This is a genomic window from Brevundimonas sp., from assembly GCF_030682035.1.
GTDB lineage: Bacteria > Pseudomonadota > Alphaproteobacteria > Caulobacterales > Caulobacteraceae > Brevundimonas.
Window position 1 is genome coordinate 1 of sequence record NZ_JAUXQZ010000013.1, and the last position, 2,344, is coordinate 2,344.

A 2,344-nucleotide genomic window follows, 5' to 3' on the forward strand; every position below is an offset into this window, starting at 1 on the left:
ATTGGCGCACCATCATCGAGAACCAGGCGACAAGTGGCGTGAGCATCGCCGCTTATTGTCGGAACGCCCAGATCAAACCATCCTATTTTTATACCTGGCGGTGCAGGCTCAGAGAGCAGCAATCCTCCGCCGGAGGCTTCATTGAGCTGATCCCCGGAAGGCTGACTAATGCCGCCTCGGGCATCAGCATCCGCCTGGGCGTAAGGCTTTGCATCGAAGTGGATCGGGAATTCGATCCCCACACTCTCCGCGCTGTTGTCGAGACGCTCAGCACAAACCGATGTTCTGCCTGACCGCAGCCACCCGTATCTATCTGTACCGCGGCATCTGCGATATGCGAAAATCCTTCGACGGCCTATGCGGCATCGTCCGTTCCGCCTTGGAGGAAGACCCCTTGTCCGGCTCCCTGTTCGTCTTCGTCAACCGTCGCCGAAGCATGGTCAAGCTTCTCTATTGGGACAGGGATGGCCTGGCTCTCTGGTATAAACGCCTGGAGCGGGGCCATTTTACCCTGCCCGATCTGTATCCCCAAGACGGTCGCATCGAACGCCGCGAACTGACCATGCTCCTGGAGGGAATCGTGCCGAAAAAAGTTGAAAAAAGATACAAATATTAACATAACTACTTGACATAATTATGATTATGTGCTATCAGCCTATCCATGATATTGACGCTCCCCCAGGCCCTGGATCTTATCGCGCAGAAGGATTCTCTGATCTTCGAAATCACCGCGCAAAAAGATTCCCAGATCGGGGAACTCACCAGAAAACTCGAATCCACCCAGCGGCAGTTGGCAACCCTTCAGCACCAGATGGAGCAGATGCTCCGGCGTCTGTACGGTCGCAAGTCCGAGCAGCTCAACCCCAACCAGATGATGCTCGATTCCATCATCCTGGAGTCCTTGGAACAAAACGCCCCGCGGATGCCGTTCGCAGCCGATGTCCCGGTTCAACCGGAAGTCGTCAAGACGCGGAAGGCTTCCCAGCATCATGGCCGCGTTCCCATTCCCGAACACCTTGAACGGGTGGAGATCCTTCTCGATATCCCCGAGGAGCAGAAGGTCTGCCCCGAGACGGGCGAATCCCTGAAGGTGATCTCTGTCGAGGTCTCGGAGAAGCTGGAATACCGGCCGGGTAAACTCATCGTCAATGTCTACAAGCGACCCCAATACGCATTGCCGGAAAGAGCCGATTCATTCGCAGGCGTGATCGCCGCGACCATGCCGGAACACCCCATAGCCAAGTGCAAAGCGGATGTGGGGCTGATCGCCCATCTGATCGTCAGCAAGTTTGCGGATCATCTGCCGCTCTACCGTCAGGACGGCATCTTCGAGCGGGAGGGGGTAACGATCCCCCGGGCGACCCAGAGCAGCTGGCTGATGCAGGTCTATGAGAGCGCCTATCGTCTGGAGGAGGTCTTCAGGCGGGCCGTCCTGGAAAGCGACATCGTGTTCACTGATGACGCCCCCGTTCCCCTGCAAGTCAAGGGTAACGGGAAGCTCAAAAAAGCCAGGCTGTGGGTCTGTGTGCGGGGAGGACCCGGCCCGCCACTTACAGCCTACGACTTCTCCATCGATCGCAGCAAGAGGCGGCCTCTCGATTTTTTCAAGGATTATCAGGGGTATGTCCATGCCGACGCCTACAGCGGCTACGATGAACTCTTCAAAAAGAAGGGCATCATCGAGGTGGGATGCTGGGCACATGCCAGACGGAAGTTCGATGAGGCAGCATCTTCGCGCCCAAAAGAGGCGACGGACATCCTGGCCCGCATCGCCCGGCTCTATCACGAGGTGGAGACCCCCTGCGCCGGTATGGAGCCCGAGGAGAGGCGCCGCTTCCGGCAGGAGCATGCAGCGCCCCTCCTTGCCGGGATTTTCGCGAAGATCGAAGAGATGAGGCGCCAGACGACGCCGTCGGAACCGCTCCGGAAGGCCATCGATTACGCCCTGAATCAAAGAAAGGCCCTGTGCCGCTACCTGGAAGACGGCCGGCTCCGGCCTGACAACAACCTGGCGGAAAACGCCATGCGTCCCGTCGCACTGGGGCGGAAGAACTGGCTCTTCGTGGGAAGCGAACGGGGCGGTCGAGCGGCGGCCCTGTTCATGGGCCTCGTCCAGTCCTGCAAGGACTGCGAAATCAATCCCTGGGAGTACTTCGACGACATGCTCCGGCGGATCATGAGCCATCCGGTCACCCGTCTGCGGGAGCTCCTCCCCGACCAGTGGAAGCCTCTGCCCAAGGATGAACGGGGCTTGCTCCTGTCAGCCAAGGCCTGAGAATCGCTGATCGGCCTTCGATTCCCGATTATGCATAGCCTTCCGCAACTTTTTCCCTGATCAGATTTT

At 58.4% G+C, this 2,344-nt stretch carries 3 protein-coding genes; all 3 read left to right on the plus strand.

Annotation, left to right across the window (positions count from 1 at the left end):
* On the plus strand, positions 1-293 hold a 293-nt coding region (locus tag Q8K49_RS01870), incomplete at its 5' end, for a hypothetical protein (protein WP_305303731.1).
* Positions 281-616 carry an IS66 family insertion sequence element accessory protein TnpB gene (gene tnpB, locus Q8K49_RS01875; RefSeq protein WP_305303732.1) on the plus strand — a complete coding sequence of 112 codons (336 nt, stop codon included), beginning with the start codon at positions 281-283 and terminating at the stop codon, positions 614-616. The genes Q8K49_RS01870 and tnpB, both read left to right, overlap by 13 nt.
* Before the next feature lie 45 nt (positions 617-661).
* Positions 662-2,275 carry an IS66 family transposase gene (locus Q8K49_RS01880; protein WP_305303733.1) on the plus strand — a complete coding sequence of 538 codons (1,614 nt, stop codon included), beginning with the start codon at positions 662-664 and terminating at the stop codon, positions 2,273-2,275.
* Positions 2,276-2,344 lie beyond the last annotated feature (69 nt).